Consider the following 19659-nt stretch of genomic DNA (forward strand, 5'->3'; position numbering starts at 1 on the left):
GATTTAAAAATAAGTTTCTACAAATATAATAAATAGAAACTATAATGAAAAAAATAATCTTAAGGAGTTTTAAACAAATATCACTAACCTGTTTTCAGGCTTGATGTTATCTCAATAATTTATCTGATGATTAATTTTTGAATCAAAGATCCCATTAGTCTACCAGACAAATATTATATTTGTGAAAAAGAAATCATGCGAAAACCACCTGTCCATAAAAGTTTTCTGAACGCTTTCCATGGTGTTTTCCTGATGATGAGAACGGAAAGAAATTTCCAGATAGAGCTTGTGGCCTTTTTCATTAATCTTTTCCTTATTTTCTATTTTAAGCTGTCAGCAGTTGATACCACATTGGTTGTTATCGCCTCTTTAGGCGTTTTATGTGCAGAAATTTTCAATACAGCAATTGAAAGGATATGTGACATCATTCAGCCTGATTTTGATAAGAGAATCGGATTTATTAAAGACATTGCTGCCGGCGCAGTTCTTCTTATGGCAATCGGATCTGTTGCTGTTGGAGTGATTGTGTATTGGAAATATATTTTTGTAAATGGCTAATATTACATTTAATGTTGAACGGGCTAGGTCTCCTATTGAATAGGATCAACCATCATAAATATTTTTCAACGATTGAAATTGCGGTTTCAGCCATTATGCCATACCCTTTCTCGTTGGGGTGAACTCCATCTGCTGAAAGTAAAATCTCTTTATCTTCTACAAATGCAGCATAAAAGTCAATATAGCTCAAAGCATTTTCTGCAGCTAAATCTTTAAGGATCTGATTGTAAGTTAAAACTTCATCATTCGTTCTCAGTTTTCCTGCAGGAGTTTCTATATGGTCGACTTTTTGGGAGATCGGCAGGATACTTACAAGATAAATATCTTCAGAATATTGTCTTGCATGCTGAACTGCTGTCATAATGTTTTTTCTAAACTGTTCAGGAGTTACCAAGTAGTTGCCGTTCTTTTTAACCAGATCATTAGCACCATACCCGATAAAAATTATATTTCCTTCCGGAGAATTCCGCGCTGCCAGCTCATGGGGCATTCTTTTCAACAGACCTTCCGTTGTTTCACCACCTATTCCCAGGTTAAAAAGAATCAGTTCGTTGCTTCCTTCATGAAACTGCTGCAAAGCATATCTTTTAAGAATATCTACCCATCCACCGAATACTCCGTCATATTCTCCGTAAGTAATACTGTCTCCGAAGAATAGCCCGTAAATCATTTTTTTCATTTATTAATCTTGCGTTTTTTTGGATATCATTAATTTAATAGCACTATACCCTATCCTGGGCTAAATCGTCACGTTGTAACTCTAGTTCAAAATTAAGGTAATATTTTTGTGTGATTCGAGAATTTCAATTAAAATTTCAAATAAGGTCTGGCCGCCACCTGAAATCAGCTTATCTAACTTGTGCTGTATCAACTCTGTGTTAAATGGTTTTCCCTGCCTGATTTTATTTTCATAAAAACTTCGGGTGGCTTCAAAACCAAGATCTTCTTTTGATTTTTGAGAATCTTTCCAGTTGATTTCAACTTCATCCTGGCTTTCAAACACTCCGAAACCTCCGTACAGGATATCATCAAAGCCATCCAGCGTTCCCACTTGCCAGTCGGTATTTTTCATCAGAACTTTAGAAATTTCATCATAGAATCCAGCCAGATCTGAAAAATGACTGCCATTGATTATGATTGTTTTATTTTTATCTGAATTCAACATGGTTTCTGAATTTATTACGGTAATCTGTGCTTTGCATTTCTTACAGTCAGTTTAACAATAGTAAATATAAAAAATGACCGCCATCAGGCAGTCATTTTTACTTTTCTTTTATTCTTATTTGAAGTATTCTACTCCGTTTTTGAATATGTTGTGATAATTTGCAGTCGGTATGTTTTTCATGAGACCTTGTGCAAAACGCTCAGGATGCCCCATTCTTCCGTAAATCTTTCCACATGGGCTGGTAACTCCTTCAATTCCGAATAATGAGTTGTTGGGATTGAATGGCATTCCATGAGCAATGTTTCCGTCAAGATCGATGTATTGGGTAGCAATCTGCCCGTTTTCGTACAGCTTCTTTATTTCTTCTTCAGAAGCCATAAAACGACCTTCACCGTGAGAAATCGGGATCGTGAATACCTGGCCTTTCATTCCTTTTAACCAAGGACTTTCGTCGTTGATGACCTTTACATTCACCATCTGGGAAATATGTCTTCTGATGGCATTGTGAGCCAATGTCGGAGAGTTTTCGTCCAGATCTTTGATTCTTCCATAAGGTAACAGACCGGATTTAACCAAAGCCTGGAAACCGTTACAGATCCCGATGATCATTCCGTCTCTATCTAATAATTCATGAACGGCATTTTTCATCTTTTCGTTTTTCAGAACATTCACAATGAATTTTGCGGAACCATCCGGCTCATCACCTGCTGAGAAACCTCCTGAAAAGGCAAGGATTTGAGAAGTTTTGATCTCTTCCACCCATGCATCAATGCTTTCATCCAGTAATTGGTGATTGATGTTTTTCAATGGAAGACTGCTGATCACGGCGCCTTCTTTCTGGAATGCATTTAAGGTATCGTACTCGCAGTTTGTTCCAGGAAATACAGGAGCAAATACTTTCGGTTGGGCAATTCCGTGTTTCTTAATAATAATATTTCTTGGGTTGATAGAGTTTGATTTCTCATCAATTTCAACCGTCAGTTTTTCTTTTTCTTTAGTAGGGAAAAGTTTTTCAAATGTTTTTGTATTAGCTTCAAGTAATTCTAAGATATTTAATTCAAAATTACTGATTTTCAATACATTTGAATCCTCAACCTCACCAATCAATTGAATATCAGAAAAATTTAAACCTTCTCTAGATTCAATAATTAAGCTTCCGATATTTTTAGCCAGTAAAGCATTTTCATCAATATTAATATTTGCACCCAATCTGTTTCCAAAGGTCATTTTTGCTAAAGCTACAGCAGCACCCCCTTCTTTAACGGTTTTCACAGAAACAATTTTTCCGGCTTTAATATTTTCAAAAATAAATTCAAAAATTCCTTTTAAGCTTTGATAGTTTGGAAGTCTGTTTTCCTGTGGAATGTGATTGAAATAATATATTTTATTTCCAGCTTTCTTAAATTCCGGAGAGATCACATTGCTCTTCTCACCGTTAGCGCAAGCAAATGAAATTAAGGTCGGCGGAACATTCAGATCCTGGTAAGTACCACTCATGGAGTCTTTACCTCCAATCGCTGCCAAACCAAGGTTAATTTGAGCATCATAAGCTCCTAAAAGTGAAGCTAAAGGTTTACCCCATTTCTCAGCACTCTGACCCAGTTTTTCGAAGTATTCCTGAAAGCTTAATCTGATATTTTTATAATCGCCTCCCATGGCAACAATCTTCGCCACACTTTCTACTACTGCGTAAGAAGCTCCCAATAATGAATTCTGTTTTGAAATTCCGGTGTCAAATCCCCAGCTCGCAAAAGAAACGGTTTCAATGTCTTTTGCGCCTAAAAACCGGCAGGGTCTGAGCACTTCCTTCCATTAAGGTTTGCTGATATTTTCCACCAAGAGGCATAGCAACCGTAGTCGCACCGACAGAGGAATCAAACATTTCCAGAAGTCCTTTCTGGGAAGCTACATTTTTGTCGCTTAACAGGTTTAGGAAGTTTTCTTTTGTGAAATCCGGTGTTTCTTCTTTTACTTCTTCAAGATGGGTAATTTTCACCTCCTGGGTTTTGGAACATCCGTTGGTATCAAGGAATTCTCTTGAAAGGTCAACGATTTTATCACCTTTCCAGAACATCTGCATTCTTCCTGAATCGGTCACTTTTGCTACTTCTACAGCAACAATGTTCTCATCTTCACAGAATTTGATGAACTGTTCTTTATCTTTTGGATCAACTACAACAGCCATTCTTTCCTGAGATTCTGAAATAGCCAGCTCAGTTCCGTTCAAACCTTCATATTTTAAAGGTAAAACATCAAGATTTACTTCTAATGAATCAGCAATTTTCACCAATCGCTACGGAAACACCTCCTGCTCCAAAGTCATTGGATTTCTTAATCAGTTTCGTTACTTCAGGGTTTCTGAACAGTCTTTGGATCTTACGTTCTTCAACGGCATTTCCTTTCTGAACTTCAGTAGACATGGTGTGGATACTGTTTTCATCCTGTACTTTTGAACTTCCACTGGCTCCGCCAACACCGTCACGACCCGTTGCACCTCCTAAAATAATGATAGAGTCTCCATTTTCAGGTTTGTCACGTCTTACCCAATCTACAGGAACGGCTCCTGTAACGAAACCTACTTCCATTCTCTTGGCTTTGTACCCTTCATCGTAGATCTCAGAAACCATGGTAGTGGCAAGGCCAATTTGGTTTCCGTAGGATGAATATCCGTTGGCAGCCTGTTTTGTAATGGTTTTCTGAGGAAGTTTTCCTGGCAAAGTCTGGTCAACCGCTTCTAAAACATCAGCAGCACCCGTTAATCTCATCGCCTGGAATACAAATGATCTTCCGGACAAAGGATCTCTGATAGCACCACCAAGACATGTTGAGGCCCCACCGAAAGGTTCAATTTCTGTAGGGTGATTGTGGGTCTCATTTTTGAATAATAAATACCATGGTTCTTTTTTACCATCATATTCTGCTTCGATCTGGATTGTACATGCATTGATCTCGTCTGAGATGACAAGGTTTTCCAGATTGCCTGTTTTATGGAAATATTTACCACAAACCGTTGCCAGATCCATTAAAGAGATCGGCTTCAGCTCACGGCCTAAGAATTTTCTTTTTTCGATATAATCATTGAAAATGGTTTCCAATGTATGTTTGAATGCTCCTTCAAACTGGATGTCTGACAGTTCTGTTTCAAAAGTAGTATGACGGCAGTGGTCACTCCAATAGGTGTCTAAAACTTTCAGTTCCGTTTCAGTAGGATTTCTTTTTTCTGTTTTAAAGTATTCCTGAATAAATTTCAGGTCATCCAATCCTAATGCAAAACCGTGATCATTATAGAAATTTTCAAGTTCAGCATCATCGAGACTGATAAAATTTTCGTGAATTAAAACTTTAGTCGGTATTTCATCTGCAGGAATGTTTAATATGGAAAGATCTTTTTCTTGAGACTCTACTTTGTTGATGAGAAGGTCTTTGATCTTCAAAATATCTGCTTCAGAAACTCCTTCAAACTGGATCAGTTTTCCACTTCTTACTTTTGATTTTTCATTCTCTGTCAGTAAGGCAATGCACTGCTGGGCAGAATCCGCACGTTGATCATACTGGCCGGGAAGAAATTCCATTGCAAAATAAATGCCTTCTGCAGGGTTTTCTGTATGTAAAATATCGGTCACGGGATCTACGAAAGTGCTGTTTACTACTTTCTCAAATTCTCCTTCATTCAATCCAAAAATATCGTACACATTGTATACTTTCACATTTTTGGCTGCCGGAACGACTGCTTTTACTTCATCAAAAATTTTTGGACTTTCAACATCGAAAATACCTCTTTTTTCTACGAAAATTCTTTTGTTATTAGACATTAGATGTCAGATTTTAATATTAGATTTATTACTTTCTTTTTACTTTTTTTAAGAACTCATACGGTTCTTTATATTTTAAACTTCAACGTCAGATTACATCATCCGTTTGTTTAGTCTTCTTATTTTACAAATTTATTAGGATGATCAGGATGCTCTTTCTGGAACTGTTCCGCCTCTTTTATTTCATTATCCAGCCATTTTTCGTAAGGAATCTTTTCATTATAATCCATGGCATATTTTTCTTTACCATCTTCCGAAACCAGGAATGTAAAACGATCTGCAATCAGCAGATCCATCCCTAGAGCAAAGGTGTTGATCTGGTAATAAGGAAAATTTTCTTTTGGTCTTTCCACAATTTCAAAAAGCAATTTCTTTTCAGCATCAGACATCTTAGGATAAACATTAATATAATAAAGACCTGAAAGTGTTTTATTCTGCTTTTCAAAAAACTGAAGAATAGTCTTTTCTTTTTGGTTGTAGTCAAACGGACTCGGATAGTATTTCCCCTGAATTTCTTTATCTCTATCTGATGATTTTACAATGGGCTTAACGGTTTCTCCTTTGGTATTCATAACACCCCAGGTTCCCCCTACAATTCCTTTATGCTCATTTTCTGTTTTCTCCCAGTCGCAGCCATCACAAAATAAAGCATAACCATATTCAAAGTATGAAACAAAGTCATGTTTGGCTTCTATAACAATTTTCCCATTCCGGTCAGCAAAGCCAACTTTCCCATTTTTCACATATCTTCTGACGCCTTCCTTGAAATAATCGGCTCCATTGTCATAAAAGAAGGGCCTGTACAGAAAATTTCCTTTTTTGTCGTACACATATCCCCAGGCATTTTTTTCTTTCACTTCACCTTTCTTAGAACCATCAAAATAAATGGTTTCTTCTTTTACAAGATCACCGTTTTCAAGATCGGAATAGATTTTAAACTGGGCAGGAACGATAATTTTTCCGTCCTGATCTTTTACTCCAGCCAATGTATCTTTTGAAATAAAATACTTTAAAACCTCTTTCTTCTGGGAAAAAGAAAGGATGGGGATCATGGAAATGAGTAAAAGCGTTTTTTTCATACCTGATTAATAGTAAATCTTAATCTACTCGTCTTTATTTAGATTTGTCTTCCTTCGAACATTTTCAATAATATAATATTTTTGATCAACATTATAATCTATAGAGTTCTCAAGTTTCCACTTTTGATATCCTTTATAATCAAATTGATGATTTTCAGCAGGACTTAATAAATAATAATATTGCTCCATTAAATATTCATCTGTGAAACCATCATTTCGAAGTTTTGTAAAAAAAGAAATCAATTTGTCTACTGCAGGATTGCCTTCTTTAATTGAATTAGGATTTTTCTCTGTTTTGTAATCTATAAAGCCATTAATACCTGCAATTTGAAAATCTAGAAGAGTTCCGGGAATACCTGATGCTCTTTCATATTTATCAATATTTTCATAGATCCATTTCATCTTATTCAGAGAACTGCTCATGGTAATTCTTAACATTGTTGTATCCCTTGCAGCAGCAGGCGCATAAACAATATTAGAGTATCTTGTCAACGGATTATTTTCTACAATTTTAGCTGGCTTCAAAATATTTAAAAATTCATCATGCCTTTTATTCAGAGCCAAAGTATCATTATCTTCCTGGCTCATTTCTGAAATAAAAACCCAAAAACCTGCATCATAAACTCTAACATTAATCAATCTATTAAGATGCTTAAAATAGGTGCTGATTCCTCGAAGCGTAAATCTTCCTTCTTTAAAAATTACAATTTTATCTACTCTTTCACTTTGTTTAGGCGTATATCTTCTTTCATTAAGATCTTTATAATAATGATTTAAAAGTCTTTCTTCATGTAGAAGAGCCGGAACAATTTTAAATTTAAATTGTGCATCATTATTTTTATTCTCATATTCTGCAGAAAGAACACTATCGTTTTTAGAATTTGTAAATAAACCCGTTCTTACAAACTCTCCCAAGTTTAGAGGAACTGCAATTGTTGAAGTAGTATGTTGAAAAATTTCATTTGACTTAATTTTTTTATTTGGCTTTAAATCCTGAGAAAATGTAATCACAGGAATCATCATTAGAATAAATAGCAAATAATATTTCATACAACTTCAAAAAAAATGCAGCCCAAAAGACTGCATCTATTTTATACTTTAAGATCAGCCTCCAATCCTATCAGGTCTTTATTCTGATCCAGAATGGGCTGGACTTCATTTGCGATGAATTCCTCCGTCTGAATAGGTGCGAAACCGATAAAGTTTTTAGGATCTAAAACTTCTTTTAATTTTGATTTATCTAATTTTAAAGAATCATCATTTAAGATTCTTTCAATAAGGTCATTTTCTTTCCCTTCTTCTTTTACTTTTTTAGAAGCTTCCATAGAGTGAACTCTGATTACTTCATGAATTTCCTGACGGTCACCACCAGCTTTCACTTCTTCCATGATGATATATTCTGTCGCCATGAAAGGAAGTTCTTCCATAATATGTTTGTTGATTCTGTTTGGATATACAACGATCCCGTTCATGATGTTGTTCCAGATCAATAGAATAGCGTCAACAGCAAGAAAAGCCTGAGGAATCGTCAGTCTCTTGTTGGCAGAGTCATCCAATGTTCTTTCAAACCATTGAGTAGAAGCTACCATTGCAGAACTTGTCGTTAAGGACATTACATATTTTGCCAAAGCCCCGATTCTTTCACTTCTCATTGGATTACGTTTGTACGCCATTGCTGATGAACCAATCTGGTTTTTCTCGAAAGGCTCTTCAATTTCTTTAAGATTTTGAAGAAGACGTAAATCGTTGGTGAATTTATGAGCAGACTGGGCAATATTTCCTAATAAAGCAACTACTTTAGCATCAATTTTTCTGTCATAAGTCTGACCTGAAACGCCGAATACTTTTTCGAAACCGAATCTTTTTGAAAGTTCTTTATCTAAATGTTTTACTTTAGAATAATCACCGTTGAAAAGCTCCAAGAAGCTTGCAGCAGTACCTGTAGTTCCTTTTACTCCTCTGAAACGTAGTGTTTCTAAGAAGAAATCCAGTTCTTCAATATCAAGAACCAAACTCTGTAACCAAAGGGTCGCTCTTTTCCCAACAGTAGTCAGCTGAGCCGGCTGGAAATGGGTAAATCCTAAAGTAGGAAGGTCTTTATACTGAATAGAGAAATCAGCCAGGTTTTTCATTACATTAACCAGCTTTTTCTTTAAAATCAAAAGCCCGTCACGGATCTGAATAAGGTCTGTATTGTCTCCTACAAAAGCTGAAGTAGCTCCTAAGTGGATAATTCCTTTTGCTGAAGGGGCCACATCACCATAGGTGTGAACGTGAGCCATTACATCATGACGGAATTTTTTTTCATACTCAGCCGCTTTATCGTAATCGATATTTTCAGCATTAGCTTTCAACTCTGCAATCTGCTCGTCAGAAATATCAAGACCAAGGTCTTTTTCAATTTCAGCCAAAGCGATCCAAAGCTTTCTCCAGGTACGGAATTTGTTATTATGTGAGAAATTAAACAACATTTCTTCACTGGAATAGCGCTCTTCCAATGGATTTTTGTAGGAATTCATTCTTTCTTTTACTTTTTAGATGTACAAAAATAAGGATTTTCAGTGAGAGACGAAAATTGTAACGGTGTTTTAAGCCTCTATTCAAATCAAATTTATTTTTTGAATCATTAGTCTGTTTATACCGGTATTATTTCTCTCATTAATTGTATGGACATGCACAGATATTCTCTGGCGTTTAATTGAGATTTACTGAAATTAACTAATTTTGCTGTTTTATTTTTAAACAACAATAATTCGTCAATTCAATGGATTTACAGAAATTGAAGATCAAGAAAAACATCCAAAAAGAAGAGGATAAAAACCTGTCTTTCCGTATTTTTGATCTGAGCAAAGAAAGGCTGCAAGAATATCAGAAGCCTCACAAAAAAGATCACTTCTGTATAATTGTCGTTGAAAATGGCCATGTTCAGGTTCATATTGAAGAAAAGACGCATAGCCTTAAAGCCGGAAAGATTTCTGTCATTTTTCCTGAACAGGTTCATTTTGTTTCAAATCCAAGCGAAGATTTAAAGGGAAAGTTTATTCTGTTTGAGGAAATTTTGTTCTGCTCTGATATTCTTAAAAATGAACTGAGCACCTATAACGTAAATCTTTCTACCCAGCTTAACTGTACTATTCTTCCTGCGAAAGAGTTTGAGCGAAGTATGCATCTGTTGAAAATGATTTGGGATATTTATATCAACCCAAGTCTTATTAAAAAGGAACAGGCCCGTTTTTATATTAAAATTTTTCTGCTGGGCCTTATTGAATCTATTCACGGATTACATCCGGTATTGTATAAGGAAACTACAGATAAGCCTCTGTATATTCAATTTAAAAAGTATCTTAATCAGCATTACAAAGAGCAGCGAACGGTTCAGTATTATGCTGAAAAATTATCTATTACCTCTAAAAAACTAAATTCCATCACAAAAAAACATTGTGGGGAAACAGCCATCCATACGATCCATAACCGTATTCTGATAGAAATTAAAAGGCAGCTTTTATTCTCAGACCTTACTCACAAAGAGATTGCGTTTGACCTTGGGTTCAATTCTCCTTCTGCTCTTAGTAAGTTTGTAAAGTCTAAATTAAAGGAAACTCCAACGGAACTTCAGCAGGAACTGGCGCAAATGTATAACGGATAGTCTTATTTGTATAACATGACTCATTCTGCGTGATCTAATTTTGCATCATTAAACAAATAAAAGAAAAATGAGCAAGTTATTTATTGCAGGAGAGGTTTTCCATGGTCCTGGAAGCCTTGAAGAATTAAAAAACATTAAAGGTAAAAAAGCGGTTATCGTAACCGGAGGAGGTTCTATGAGAAAAAGTGGAACGCTTGACAAAGCAATCGCTTTCTTAACTGAGGCAGGAATAGAAACTAAAGTTTTTGATGGTGTGGAAGAAGATCCTTCCTCTGCAACCAGCTTAAAGGGTGCTGAAGTCATGAGTGCTTTTGAACCGGACTGGATCATTGGGTTAGGTGGCTGTTCTGCAATTGATGCAGCGAAAATCATGTGGGTATTCTACGAATATCCTGATACAGATTTTGATTCATTAATTAAACCTTTCACAGTTCCTGTACTTAGAAATAAGGCGAGATTCATCGCAATTCCTTCTACCAGCGGAACTGGAACTGAAACGACAGGACTGGCCGTAATCACAGATCGTGAAAAAGGGGTAAAATATCCCATTGTATCTTATGAGCTGACGCCTGACATTGCTATTGTTGATGGTGAAATATGTGCTTCAATGCCTGCTCATATCACTTCAAATACTGGTTTGGATGCATTGACGCATTGTGTGGAAGCTTATGTTTCCAATATTGAAAACAATTATGCAGATGCTCTGGCGAAAGGTGGTTTGGAAATCGTTTTTGATAATCTGAAAGAAGCAGTAAATAATCCAACGAACATTAAAGCCCGTCAGAATATGCATGATGCCTCTTTTATGGCAGGTCTGGCGTTTAATAATGCGTGGTTGGGGATTGTTCATTCGCTTTCTCACCAAGTAGGTGCATTATATGGAATCCCACATGGAGCTTCCAATGCAATTTTCCTTCCGAATGTGATCCGTTTTAATGCACAGGCTAGTAATCGTTTTCCTGATCTGGCGAAAGTAATTGGTAAGGAAACTGCGGAAGATCTTGCTCAGGCTGTAGAAACTCTTCGTTCGGAAGTGAATAATAATGCTTCGCTTAAAGAGTTCGGAATTTCAAGAGAAGATTGGGACAAAAACCTTGATTATATAGCTAACAACGCATTAATTGATCCTTGTACAGGTTTCAATCCTCGTGTACCTACGCTGGAAGATCTGAAAATTATTTACAACGCCTGTTATGAAGGTCTTGTATATAGAGAAAAAACAGTTCTGAATTAACACTTAATTCTCTGAGAATAAAACAAGAAAAAAGACCATTCAAAAGAGTGGTCTTTTTTCACTTTATCAAATACCTAAAGGGATCAGAAAAATGATCTTTAGATTATCTGGACAAAGCTACTTGCTACAACTCAAGTCCGCAGCTTGACCCTACCGGAATACATTTTTTTACAAATGAACACCAGAAATAACCTGCTAAAAACATAGGTATACTCCTTGAACTGTTTTCAATTCCTGTTTTGAAAGTTTTTTAAATTTTCCATGATAATTTTTTTGATTCTCCTACTCTATAAGCTTTTCGAATACAAAGGAAATCCAGTCGGTTAAAGTGTATGATGCTCAGGGAAGAATTATTCAGAAACAAATCGGAATTAATTCTCAAAATACCCAAGTCAGCATTCACAGCAGTAATCAGGGAGTGTATTATTTCAAAGTAATTACTTATAAAGGAGTACTCCTTAAGAAAGTGATTAAAATTAAACATAAAACCCTTTCAGTATGCATTGCTGAAAGGGTATTTTAAAAACTTCTATCTCGTGAGAATATATTATTCTACAGGAATAGCAAAAGCCAACCTTTCGGATGGCTTTTATTTTATTGATAAATTACTACATCATCTTTTTTAATCTGGTAACGTGATTTTTTGTAAGGAACTAACACATAAATTTCTTTAATATAACTTCCGCTTTTCCACATTTTGCTTTTCCCTTCCCTGTTAAGGATAATGCTTTTTGCATTTCCATCTGGAATGAAAATTTCAGCTCTTTTCATATCTTTACTAAAGATAACGGCTGTCATTGAAGTATAACTTTTATCTGAATTTACTTCCTTCAATTTGATTTTCTGTTCGAAAACCCTTACACAATCATTTTTGATCTGTGAATACGTATAGCCTGCTGAACCTATACAGCCATGAACATCTTTATCACCTCCTTTAGGAGATTTTTGCTGGGTAAAGGCTAAAGAGCTAAGGAGCATTGTGCCCAATAAAATAGTTTTTCTCATATGTAAAATATTAATGGTTTTAGTTTGGTGAAATTATGCCAAAAAGATGGTTTAATTAAATCTAAGATACAAAAAAGCCACTCTTTTTGAATGACTGGTGGATATATTATTTTGTATCTCTGAACTTTTAAATATATTAAAGATAAAGAGGCCGTCTTAACAGACAGCCTCTATTCTATTTATAATTTGGATTTACTGATAAATCACAACATTGTCTTTTTTAAGCTGGTAACCCTTTTTCTTGAATGGAACCAATACATAATCATCTTTTTTCCAGGCTTTACCTCTTCCCAATCTTGTAAGGATCAGGCTTTCTCCGTCTGCATCGGGAACGAAAACCTCTGCTTTTTTCATGTCATCGCTGAAAATTACAGCAGCCATTGACGTAGAACCTCCTGTTGGAGCAACCTCGGTCAATTTAATCTTCTGTTCAAAAACCCGTACACAATCTTTTTTGATCTGGGAGTACGTATACCCTGCAGAACCTATACATCCATGAGCATCTTTATCTCCGCCTAAAGTCTGTGCGAATATAAAAGATCCCAAAAATATGGAGCTAAGTAAGATTATTTTTTTCATAATTATTATTTAAGTTACAAATGTGCGATTAAAAATCATGCCAAAAAAGGAAAAGCCACTCAAAAGAATGGCTCACTATTATTATTTTGTCCAGTTAATCTTTGAATGTTTCACCTCAGTAGAATTGGTTCCGACCATGATGTCAAATTCTCCCGGTTCCCAGTCGAATTTCAGTTCTCCGTTGTAGAATTTAAGGTTTTCCGTAGTGATATCGAAGGTTACTTTCTTAGATTCTCCTTTTTTCAGGAATACTTTCTGGAAGCCTTTCAGTTCTTTTACCGGTCTGGTAATGCTTCCTACCATATCTCTAATATAAAGCTGTACGACTTCCGCACCGTCGTAATTTCCGCTGTTAGTTACTGTTACGGTAGCCTGAACGGTTTGATTTCCTTTCGGATTCGGGTTTGAAACTGATAGATCAGAATAAGTGAATTTAGAATAGCTCAGACCATATCCAAACGGATACAACGGTGTGTTGCACTCATCCATATAATTGGAACGGAATCTTTCGTATTCACATTTATCAACTTTATCCTGGCTCAATGGACGGCCTGTATTTTTTGCATTATAATAGATTGGCACCTGTCCTAAGCTTCTTGGGAAGGTCATCGGAAGTTTTCCGGAAGGATTTACTTTTCCGAACAGAACATCTGAAATGGCATTTCCAGCTTCTGAACCGGCAAACCACGCATTAAGAATAGCATCAGGTATATCTTTTACATTAGTTAAAGCTAATGGGCGACCCGTATAAAGCACCATTGCAATTGGTTTTCCTGTTTTTTTCAGTTCATTTAGTAAATCAACCTGAGACTGAGGAATAGTGATCTCCGTTCTTGAAGAAGATTCTCCGCTCATTTCTGCAGATTCACCGATAGCCAGAACGATTACGTCTGCTCTGTTGGCCACGTCAACCGCTTCCTTCAACAGTTGTTCTTTAGAACGGCTATCTCTATCTGTTTTTTTACCGTGAGCTGCATAGATGTCTTCTAATTTAGCATCATAATCAATATTTGCGCCTTTTGCAGAAAGAAATTTCACTTCTTTTCCATAATTGGCCTGAAGACCCTGCATCAAGGAAACTGAAATAGCATGTTTTGTAGCAACACTCCATGTTCCCCCCATATTTAATGAGTTATTGACCAATGGCCCAATCACTGCTACAGTACCTGATTTTTTCAGTGGAAGTACCTGGTTTTCGTTTTTCAGTAAAACCATAGATTGGGCAGCTGCACTTCTTGCAATGTTTCGGTTTTCCATATTGTAAACCTCCTTAGCTGCGAGCTTTGCATCGCCATAGCGGTAAGGATCATCGAATAATCCAAGATCATATTTTGCTTCAAGAATTCTTCTTGTGGCCATATCGATCTCCGCCTGGGTTACTTTTCCTTCATCTAAAGATTTTTTAAGGGTGGTAAGGAATCCTTCTCCTACCATATCCATATCTACTCCGGCTTTCAGGGCTAATGCAGACACCTGCTGAAGATCTCCCATTCCATGCTCTATCATTTCATTGATTCCGGTATAATCGGTCACCACGAAACCTTTGAAGTTCCACATTTTTCTCAGGACATCGGTTTGAAGCCATTTGTTTCCGGTTGCAGGAACTCCGTCCACTTCATTGAAAGAAGCCATAACAGAAGCTACACCAGCATCTACTGCTGCTTTGTAGGGTGGGAAGTATTCGTTGAACATTCTCACATGGCTCATATCTACGGTATTGTAATCACGTCCGCCTTCACCTGCACCATATAACGCAAAGTGCTTCACACAGGCTAAAATAGTATTGCCTACAGAAAGGTCTTTCCCCTGGTAACCATAGACCATATTTTTAGAAATTTCACTTCCCAAATAAGGATCTTCTCCTGAACCTTCGGATACTCTACCCCATCTTGGCTCACGGGAAATATCCACCATTGGCGAGAATGTCCAGTTGATTCCGTCTGAAGAAGCTTCTTTAGCAGCAACTCTTGCAGACTGCTGAACCAAATTCATATCCCATGAAGCGGCAAGTCCCAAAGGAATCGGGAACGTGGTTTCATAACCGTGAATCACATCCATTCCGAAGATCAACGGAATTTTGAGACGGCTTTTTTCTACAGCCACTTTCTGAACTGCTTTGATTTTATCCGCTCCTTTTATATTGAATAATCCTCCTACTAACCCTTGCTCTACTTTCTTTCCGATATCCGAACTTTGAGCCAGTCCGGTTGTAAAATCTCCGGAAGTTGGTAAATTCAACTGTCCAATCTTTTCATCTAAAGTCATTTTAGACAAGAGATTTTCTACGAAAGCTTTTCTTTTAGCCTGGTATTGTACCGTCTGGAAAGACTGCACCGGTTTTGTAATCATTTCTTGTGCAGAAAATACAGGCGAAAGGGCTAAAGCTGCTATGATTATAATCTTCTTCATATAGTTATACTCTTTATTTTACAAATTTATTATTTATTTTCTCATTTTGAGAATATAGGTTAATTATTCAATAATTAAATACAGATTTGGTTTATGGGGATTTCTTTTCAAATATCCTAAAGCACAAATCATATTACCATATTCACTCATACTAGTTTCACGACCTGAAATAGCAAGCCAGTCAGAATATACATTTTCCAATTGATCCGGATCTAAAAAATTTTTCCGATAAACAGACAAATCTATTAATATTCTATTATTTTTCTCTTCTATTATGCGAAGGTTTACTTTTTCCAAAAAAATAAAATTTAGAAAATTATTAATATTGCCTTTGTTCATAAACAAAGATTCAAACTTATAAAAACCTTTGAAATCAGTATATACATATTTTTCTAAAAACATATCTTCATCAAGAAGAACATTATTGTCTGGCTGGTCCAACGCTATAAAAGTCAAGCCCATTTAATATTTTGATTTTTGACTTAACATCCATTCATAAAACTGTGGATTTGAATACGTCGAATCCCATGAGTTATGGTTATCATCAGGAAAAATAGTTAAGGTCACATTTGGATTTACTTTTTTTAAAGCCTGATACATTTCAATTGAATTCATTGGAGAAACGATATCATCATTTCCTCCATGAAAAATCTTTATGGGAAGATCTTTGTATCGCTCTATATTGGCCCCCATTATTTTATCTGCTGGTGCACATACCGGAGCTATCGCTGCAAACATTTCAGGATGTTCCAGCGCCAGTTTCCAGGTTCCCCACCCTCCCAATGAGAGTCCTGTGAGATAAATTCTGGAAGCATCAATTTTATATTTTTTCTGAATTTCTTTGATCAGGTTATAAATCGTTATAGTATCCCACCATGAATCTGCAGGACACTGCGGTGCTAAAATAGCTACAGGTTCTTTGATCAGGTTTTTATAGGTAAAAGGACTGTGAGCTTTAACCAATTCAAGGTTGTTTCCTCTTTCTCCTGAACCATGCAGAAACACGATCAACGGAACATTACCTTTTACTTTTTGAGGATAATCCAGGATATAGGACATTTTTTCTGTCCTTTTGATTTCTTTGTTTAATTCGCCTTTTATCTCCTGTGCATTTACAGACAATGAAAATGGCAGTAATAAAAGAGGAAGGTGTTTTAATTTTAATTTCATATTGTTATTTATGTTTGGCTAAAAGCCGTTTGGTGTATTTTATTTAAACGGACAAAAGCCCATTTGTATGAATATCAATTTGGTTACTAATAAAACTGGATTAAAAATACGGATTATTTGATTCCATATTTCTCGGACTGGAAACTTAATTTTTTAAGCCCCTGCTGAATCTCGGGTGCATTCATGAATAATTTCCAGAGAAATCCGGTTCTGTAGTTTTCAATCATCGGAGCAATTGTCCCCTGATCTATGGCTAAATATCTTGGAGTAAACCAGTTATTGTAATTCACCGACGTAGCATCATATGGTCCTGCCGAACCGATAAATTCAGGTTTCTCAGTATATAGGAATCTCAGAAAGTTCATAGATTCTTTGGGGGTGTACGGAAAACTGCTTAATGCTGCTGTAGGGGTAATGACACCGTTATCGTTGGTTGGCATATGAGCGGTATACCCCGTACTTCCGTCTTCATTTCTTGTGTAACCTGCTGTGAGTCCCCAATAGTTCGGGCCGTAGCCTTTCCATTGTTTTGGATTTTCCACGCAGTATTTATAGTCGATCAGGACTTGATTTTTATTTAGCTCAAAATAATTTTTGACCAGTTTATCGGACAGACCAGTAGGATCTAACCCGATATAGGAATATTGTGACCAAAAGAGTGGTCCGCCGTATTCTTCGACGTAATTGTGTTTTACATAAAGTGGAAGTCCGTATTTTGTTTTATCTGAAAGGTAAGTTCCGTTTCTCGTCCAACCTTTGTAATAGGTTTCTGCATCAATGGGATGTGTAGGTGACGAAGCGGCCAGGATGTAAGTAATAAGGCATTCGTTATATCCCTCGAGCGGAAAATTCATTTCCCACTGGTAGTCCGGTGACCAATGCCAGTAAAGGACTTTTTCACCTCCTTTTGTATACCAGTTCCACTGGATACCTTTCCAAAGTTCGTCGCATTTTGCAGCCAGAGCTTTTTCTTCGGCGTTACCATTTTTAAAGTATTCACGCACCATGAGAATTCCTGAAGTAAGAAATGCGGTCTCTACAAGGTCTCCGCCATTGTCTTTTTTGCCGAAAGGAACTGTTTTTCCAGTCTCTCCGTTGATCCAATGAGACCAGGCTCCTTTGTGACGGTCTGCCTTCGCAAGGAAATCCATCATATGGGTTAGTCGCTGCACTGCTTCTTTTCTAGGAACAAACCCTCTTTCCACGCCTACCAATACGGTCGCTAATCCGAATCCGGAACCTCCGGTTGTAACTACATGCTTATCATTATCCGGATAAATATTGTCTTCATGATAACGTTCTCTTCCCAGCATGGATTTGGGTTCTGCATAATCCCAGAAATATTTCAGGGCATCTTTCTGAACTCTGTCCATAAGCTGCTCGTCTGTGATGTTACTGTTTACAATTTGGTTTTGAGCAGTTTCCTGTTTTGAAGTTTGGCTGTTTTTACATGAATAAGCAAAGAATAAAGCGGTTACGGCAATTGATAAAACGGTCCTTTTCATGAAATCTTTTTTTGGCTGGTTATACTAAAAGAAGAGGAGAACTTTCATTCTCCTCTAAAGTTTTTATGGTTTATTTTTAATAGCCTGGGTTTTGGGTAAAAGCACCGTTACTTTGATCCATTGCATCTAGTGGTATAGGAAATACCTCATTTTTTCCGGCTTTAAATCCGTAAGGAGCCAGTACTGTAGCCGCCTGGCCAGTTCTTACCAAGTCAACAAAACGGTCTCCTTCAAGTGCCAACTCTACTCTCCTTTCATGCCATATTGCTGTACGTAAATCTGTCTGAGTTGTAGCGGTGGTTCCTAAAAGACCAGCTCTGGTTCTAACTTTGTTTAAGTTTAAAGTTGCTGTAGCCATATTTCCCAATTCATTGGCCGCCTCTGCATTGATCAAAAGAATTTCTGCAAAACGCAATATCCTGATATTTTGGATAGATCCATATCCACAAGCATTATTATTTAAAGCTTTTGGCACATATACTTTTTGGTTATATGTAGTCACGGAATTAGCATCACCCATTGCAATAAGATCACCCTCAGGAGTCGTTTCACCGTTTCTAAGTATCGTAAGCTCTTTTCTGATATCACCTGCTTCAAAGGCATTTTCAAGAGCATTTGAAGGGGTGAAAAAGCCCCACCCGAACTGGTCTCTAACTCCCTGAACTTCGGCATACTGACTTCCTTTATATGGAGGTTCACATCCGCAATTCACTTCAAAAACAGATTCTTTACCAAATTCACCTGCCGGTCTGAATAAATGATTAAAGTCGGGATCTAAGTCATATCCCATAGCAATTAACTGGTTAGATGTATCATATGCTTTCTGCCAATCTTTTTTATAAAGATATACTTTTGAAAGTAAACCTAATGCTGCCCCTTTCGTTACTCTTCCTAAATCTGAAGCCGGATAAGTCTGTGGAAGAACTTCTGCAGCAGCGGTAAGGTCTGATATAATAAAATTATAAACTTCATCGACTGAATTTCTAGGTTTATCATACACAGTTTCCACTTTATCATAAATTGGAACACCTCCATAAATTCTTACTAAATTAAAATAGAAATATGCTCTCAACATTCTGGATTCTGCGATCAGTCTGTTTTTCAGGGTAGTATCCATGTCGATTGCAGGAACGTTGGTTATTACCTGATTCGTTCTGTTTACAGCCTGCCACTGTCCTATCCAATAGCCTCTTACTCCTTCATCACTCACTGTATAAGTGAAATTATCATAAACATTAATGAAAGAAGAATCTCCAGGATTAGAACCTTTTACTACATCATCTGCCGGAACTCCGAAAACAAATTGATAAGGAAAAGCGGAATTTTCCCAACTTCTTAGAAAGCTATAGATAGCACTGGTTGCCTGCAAAGCATCTTCTTTTGTTTTGAAAAATGATGATGCTTCTGTCTGACCTTCTTGTTTTATATCTAAATAATCATCTTTACAACTTACCGCAAGTGAAAATAATGCGATTGATAAAAATATCTTTTTCATAA

Annotated in this window: 16 protein-coding genes and 1 pseudogene; 4 read left to right on the forward strand and 13 right to left on the reverse strand. The window is 36.6% G+C overall.

The features are described from left to right. Positions 1 to 195: 195 nt before the first annotated feature. Positions 196 to 558, forward strand: a complete 363-nt coding sequence (locus tag QF044_RS10365; protein ID WP_307266679.1) for a diacylglycerol kinase family protein — start codon at positions 196 to 198, stop codon at positions 556 to 558. Between the two features lie 52 nt (positions 559 to 610). Here QF044_RS10365 and QF044_RS10370 read toward each other — a convergent pair whose 3' ends face one another. From QF044_RS10370 to purB, 6 genes and pseudogenes are all read right to left on the reverse strand, one after another. Beyond that, complete coding sequence (locus QF044_RS10370; protein WP_307266682.1) at positions 611 to 1237, reverse strand: GDSL-type esterase/lipase family protein; 627 nt, start codon at positions 1235 to 1237, stop codon at positions 611 to 613. A gap of 81 nt (positions 1238 to 1318) precedes the next feature. Beyond that, positions 1319 to 1723 carry a ribonuclease inhibitor gene (locus QF044_RS10375; protein WP_307266684.1) on the reverse strand — a complete coding sequence of 135 codons (405 nt, stop codon included), beginning with the start codon at positions 1721 to 1723 and terminating at the stop codon, positions 1319 to 1321. A gap of 114 nt (positions 1724 to 1837) precedes the next feature. Continuing rightward, positions 1838 to 5535: pseudogene (locus QF044_RS10380) on the reverse strand (phosphoribosylformylglycinamidine synthase). A 119-nt stretch (positions 5536 to 5654) separates the two neighbouring features. Next, complete coding sequence (locus tag QF044_RS10385) at positions 5655 to 6614, reverse strand: WG repeat-containing protein (protein WP_307266687.1); 960 nt, start codon at positions 6612 to 6614, stop codon at positions 5655 to 5657. Positions 6615 to 6638: 24 nt separating this feature from the next. Then, positions 6639 to 7637 (reverse strand): hypothetical protein, encoded by a 999-nt coding sequence (locus QF044_RS10390; RefSeq protein ID WP_307266689.1) that lies wholly within the window; start codon positions 7635 to 7637, stop codon positions 6639 to 6641. 68 nt (positions 7638 to 7705) lie between these two features. After that, a complete protein-coding gene (purB, locus tag QF044_RS10395) occupies positions 7706 to 9133 on the reverse strand; it encodes an adenylosuccinate lyase (protein WP_307266691.1) in 1428 nt (475 codons plus the stop codon). 245 nt (positions 9134 to 9378) lie between these two features. Between purB and QF044_RS10400 the strand changes: the two genes are divergently transcribed. The 3 genes from QF044_RS10400 (at position 9379) to QF044_RS21580 (ending at position 12017) form a co-directional block, all read left to right on the forward strand. Beyond that, positions 9379 to 10260 (forward strand): helix-turn-helix transcriptional regulator, encoded by an 882-nt coding sequence (locus tag QF044_RS10400; RefSeq protein ID WP_307266693.1) that lies wholly within the window; start codon positions 9379 to 9381, stop codon positions 10258 to 10260. 67 nt (positions 10261 to 10327) lie between these two features. Continuing rightward, complete coding sequence (locus QF044_RS10405; protein WP_307266695.1) at positions 10328 to 11494, forward strand: iron-containing alcohol dehydrogenase; 1167 nt, start codon at positions 10328 to 10330, stop codon at positions 11492 to 11494. Positions 11495 to 11783: 289 nt separating this feature from the next. Continuing rightward, positions 11784 to 12017, forward strand: a complete 234-nt coding sequence (locus QF044_RS21580) for a T9SS type A sorting domain-containing protein (RefSeq protein WP_373462681.1) — start codon at positions 11784 to 11786, stop codon at positions 12015 to 12017. Positions 12018 to 12088: 71 nt separating this feature from the next. Here QF044_RS21580 and QF044_RS10410 read toward each other — a convergent pair whose 3' ends face one another. The 7 genes from QF044_RS10410 to QF044_RS10440 all read right to left on the reverse strand — a co-directional run bounded on the left by QF044_RS10410 (position 12089) and on the right by QF044_RS10440 (position 19657). Continuing rightward, positions 12089 to 12499 carry a hypothetical protein gene (locus QF044_RS10410; RefSeq protein WP_307266698.1) on the reverse strand — a complete coding sequence of 137 codons (411 nt, stop codon included), beginning with the start codon at positions 12497 to 12499 and terminating at the stop codon, positions 12089 to 12091. A 192-nt stretch (positions 12500 to 12691) separates the two neighbouring features. Continuing rightward, positions 12692 to 13078, reverse strand: a complete 387-nt coding sequence (locus QF044_RS10415) for a hypothetical protein (protein WP_307266700.1) — start codon at positions 13076 to 13078, stop codon at positions 12692 to 12694. Between the two features lie 81 nt (positions 13079 to 13159). Further along, positions 13160 to 15487 (reverse strand): beta-glucosidase BglX, encoded by a 2328-nt coding sequence (gene bglX, locus QF044_RS10420; protein WP_307266703.1) that lies wholly within the window; start codon positions 15485 to 15487, stop codon positions 13160 to 13162. A 63-nt stretch (positions 15488 to 15550) separates the two neighbouring features. Next, on the reverse strand, positions 15551 to 15949 hold the full coding sequence (locus tag QF044_RS10425) for a hypothetical protein (RefSeq protein WP_307266706.1): 399 nt from the start codon (positions 15947 to 15949) through the stop codon (positions 15551 to 15553). Beyond that, positions 15950 to 16657 carry a prolyl oligopeptidase family serine peptidase gene (locus QF044_RS10430; protein WP_307266709.1) on the reverse strand — a complete coding sequence of 236 codons (708 nt, stop codon included), beginning with the start codon at positions 16655 to 16657 and terminating at the stop codon, positions 15950 to 15952. Between the two features lie 113 nt (positions 16658 to 16770). After that, positions 16771 to 18162 (reverse strand): glucoamylase family protein, encoded by a 1392-nt coding sequence (locus QF044_RS10435; RefSeq protein ID WP_307266712.1) that lies wholly within the window; start codon positions 18160 to 18162, stop codon positions 16771 to 16773. Between the two features lie 76 nt (positions 18163 to 18238). After that, positions 18239 to 19657, reverse strand: a complete 1419-nt coding sequence (locus QF044_RS10440) for a RagB/SusD family nutrient uptake outer membrane protein (protein WP_307266714.1) — start codon at positions 19655 to 19657, stop codon at positions 18239 to 18241. Between the last annotated feature and the right edge of the window lie 2 nt (positions 19658 to 19659).

It is taken from the genome of Chryseobacterium sp. W4I1, assembly GCF_030816115.1.
Taxonomy (GTDB): domain Bacteria; phylum Bacteroidota; class Bacteroidia; order Flavobacteriales; family Weeksellaceae; genus Chryseobacterium.